This window comes from Chthonomonas sp. (assembly GCF_035294505.1).
GTDB lineage: Bacteria > Armatimonadota > Chthonomonadetes > Chthonomonadales > Chthonomonadaceae > Chthonomonas.
This window is the reverse complement of the sequence record NZ_DATGKU010000082.1, coordinates 1-3,251: the sequence shown is the minus strand read 5'-3', so window position 1 is coordinate 3,251 and position 3,251 is coordinate 1. Positions and strand designations below refer to the sequence as shown.

Here is a 3,251-nt window from a genome sequence, read left to right as displayed (position 1 = left end):
GGCCAAGTTATAGACGCGCTTTTCATGCATCCGTACCAAAGCATCGAAGGCGCGGCGATCGCCCTCTTTGCTGCGCTCAATCAGTCGTTGTTCATCAGCGTCGGTCATCCTCTTCTCCGGCGCAAGGGTCTCATAAAGTTAGGGCTTCTTGCAGAGCGCGTGTCTCCTCGTCCGAAAGAGGATGGCTCGCACGCCCGTTCTGCACACGTTTGGCGTAGACGCGCACCTCCGCACGGCTATACACGCTTGTCAGCACGTAGCCGTTGTTGTGCCCATCGAGCACGGCCAGCGAAAAGCTTTGCTCGCCGCCGACGTTCTCAAAGGCATTATAGCGGACAAGGCCGTGCTTTTGAAAGCAGGCCGGTATCTGAGCCTGCAGCACCCCCACAGCCTGCTCCACCGCCTCGATACGCTGTTCTACGCGCTCGATCTCGCAGGCTTGATGGGCCAACATCTGCTCTAGACTGGCTCCATCGGGCCCGCGCAGAAACGCCTTCAATCTCTTATCCATACGTCGTACAGCGAGAAATGTAACCATAAAGCCCACAGCAAGCAGCGGAAAACCGATGAGGAGAGTGGGCATCAGCCACGACTCTACGTTAGGTTGCATCAATGCGTGAAACACGTGTCTCCTTTCACTCCTCCTGTTTAAAGGTTCCTAGTGTTGGGGGGAGAACTCAAGACCTCAAGAAAGGCCGAGCAAGGGTATACTCTACAAGAGCTTTCGAGGAACTTCCATGTCGCCTTCCACACGCAGACAAGTCGTTTTTGTTGCCGTATTTCTTGTTATTGTACTTCTTTTTATGTTAACTTTCCGCCTGAGCATCGTAGACGGCGATTCGATGCTGCCCACCTACCATAGCGGGCAGATCGTGCTCGTTTGGCGTCGCGGCCCTTTTTGCCCGCCTCTTCGCCGTAACGAAGTGGTGCTTGTGCGCCAGGCACGCGATGTAATTATCAAGCGCATCTTTCGTCTACCCGGCGAGCCTTTAGGGCACTCCTTTCCAGACCTTCAAGACCTCGCCTTTCGCAATGGCCTTGCCGACTACTACGAACAGCACATCGTCCAAACCCCGCACGGGCCTCAGGTAGAGCTAACGGTGCCTAAAGGCTACATCGTGGTGCTCGGCGACAATCTTGCCGTCTCGGAAGACAGCCGTGTTTTCGGCCCCGTCCCCGAAAAAGATGTGCTTGGAGTGGTGGTCAACAGCCCTCCACCACCCTACACCCTCACACGGCCTTAACGACCGAGCAGGATTTAGCATTCTAGCACGTTCCATCCGCCAATGGCAAGAGGAGGAAAGCCGTTCATGATTGCTGGCTATTATGCTGTGGACTACCAGGTGCACTCGTTCTGTTCTCACGACGGTCGCGCCTCGATTGCCGAGCATTGCGAGCGCGCCGTGGAGATAGGCCTAGAGGAGATAGGTTTTTCGGAACATAAGGATTTCGACCCCAGCGACCCTGTGGTGGACTACTTCCACTACGATGCCTATTTTAGAGAGATAGAGGCCGCACGTCAAGTATGGGGAGACCGGCTTCGCATCCGTGCGGGAGTGGAGATAGACTATCAAAAACGCTTTGAAGAGGCGATTGAGGCCTTTCTGGAAACCTATGCGTTTGATTTCGTGTTGGGCAGCGTGCATTATGTGGATGGGGTGATGATCATGACTCCAGAATACAACCGAGGGCGGACGCAACAGCAGGCCTACTCCGACTACTTCGCTGCGGTGATCGATTCGGTGCGTAGCGGCCTATTCGATGCTGTTGCCCACCTGGAGTACGCGAACCGGCGTGGTCTAGCCGCCTGGGGGCCTTACGACCCGGCAGCCTACAGCGATCTCCTTGAATCTCTTTTTGAGGAGATGATCGCCCGCGATGTCGCCTTGGAGATCAACACCGCCGGTCTGCATCAAGGGCTGGGCATAACCTATCCCATTGAGTCAACGGTCGCCCTCTATGCGCGTATGGGGGGACGACATATCTCTATAGGCTCCGACGCCCACCACCCTGATCAGCTTGCTTATGCCTATCCTCGAGCTGTGGAGATGGCGTTGCAACAGGGCATCACCCAGGTCTGCACATGGGATAGGCGACACAGGATACCTCGTAGTCTTTCTATAGACAGCTGAGTCTCAGTTCAGTTCTTTAAGCAAGCCTTCGGTTTCCTGTTGTAGCTTTTGAGCAAGCTCTGTTAAACTGGCCACGAAACTACCGGGTTGTTTATCTTCTGCGGTCAGGGCGGTTCGGATGGCTTTATCACAGTGCTGTTCTTTCTTTAGATCATTGCGTATGGCATCAAATCCGTCTTTTTCAACCAGCAGCAGAAGAGCTAATTCCAGACAAATTACCCTACCGATGTGCCGACGGTAAACCTCTTGATCGGAAAAGTACTTTTTAAGAGCACATAAAGCCCGTTTATCACCGGTAAGTAGCCAAAAATCGTCTTGCCCTTTAGTAGCTGCAAAAAGTATGGCTTCCCCTGAATCGATGGCCGGCACTTTCACCAACTCTGCTAATTCATCATGATCAACCGCGTCTACTATCTGCTTGCATTTCCTTACGTACTTCGACGCTCTCTTCCAAATCTCTACCCGAAAGACCTGCTTGGTTTTCTCACCATGAGAACACTTCGATAAAGTTTCAGGGCCAAAATATACATTATCCAAAGGAATGTCTAGAGCTTGCAAAACCTTTTCAAACAGGTTAAAAGCCACAAGCTTTAAAAATATATCGGTGTCTATATAACAGCGCACACCTATTTTTCCGCAGCAGTAATTCGCATTAGATAATCTGCAACGTCAGAAAAACCATCATCTGACGGAATGTGGCGGCGAATTTGATCTACAATAAGTTTAGGAGGATCGGAGGTGGACGGCTCTTGCAATTTTTCAATCCTGTTCAAGGCACTTTGTACCAACTTCCAATTGCCCTTTCGATAACCATATTCTAGGACAAGCAAGCCGGGGTCAACTTTAGCGACAGCGCCGATTTTCAAGGCTTCGGTGGTAAGCTGCCTTATGGTAGGAAGCTCTTCAGCAAATTGTAATTCCCGCGAATCGGTGAGGAATTCGAGTGCAAAGTTGTTAGCCATCTCCTCCTCAGAATCGTCAGAACCGGTTTTGACTTCATTGTCTACACGAATAGCAGTTCGTTGTAGATGCCCGAGGCTCAGATGAGCTAGCTCATGGGCAAGATGAAATAAAAGCCAAGCCGGGCCTTTTCGCTGACATAACACAATAACAGGCCGC

5 protein-coding genes are annotated in these 3,251 nt (G+C 51.8%); 2 read left to right on the top strand and 3 right to left on the bottom strand.

From position 1 onward, the window contains the following. Nucleotides 1-130 precede the first annotated feature (130 nt). The gene (locus tag VKV18_RS04530; RefSeq protein WP_324203037.1) at nucleotides 131-625 is read right to left on the bottom strand and encodes a DUF4446 family protein; all 495 of its coding nucleotides are present in this window, start codon (nucleotides 623-625) and stop codon (nucleotides 131-133) included. A gap of 112 nt (nucleotides 626-737) precedes the next feature. On the opposite strand from VKV18_RS04530, the gene lepB reads away from it, so the two are divergent. Next, nucleotides 738-1,244 carry a signal peptidase I gene (gene lepB / locus VKV18_RS04525; protein WP_324203036.1) on the top strand — a complete coding sequence of 169 codons (507 nt, stop codon included), beginning with the start codon at nucleotides 738-740 and terminating at the stop codon, nucleotides 1,242-1,244. 66 nt (nucleotides 1,245-1,310) lie between these two features. Further along, nucleotides 1,311-2,132 (top strand): histidinol-phosphatase HisJ family protein, encoded by an 822-nt coding sequence (locus tag VKV18_RS04520; RefSeq protein WP_324203035.1) that lies wholly within the window; start codon nucleotides 1,311-1,313, stop codon nucleotides 2,130-2,132. A gap of 3 nt (nucleotides 2,133-2,135) precedes the next feature. Here VKV18_RS04520 and VKV18_RS04515 read toward each other — a convergent pair whose 3' ends face one another. After that, nucleotides 2,136-2,756 (bottom strand): hypothetical protein, encoded by a 621-nt coding sequence (locus VKV18_RS04515; RefSeq protein WP_324203034.1) that lies wholly within the window; start codon nucleotides 2,754-2,756, stop codon nucleotides 2,136-2,138. Between the two features lie 2 nt (nucleotides 2,757-2,758). Further along, the coding region (locus VKV18_RS04510; RefSeq protein WP_324203033.1) for an ImmA/IrrE family metallo-endopeptidase at nucleotides 2,759-3,251 on the bottom strand (493 nt) is incomplete at its 5' end.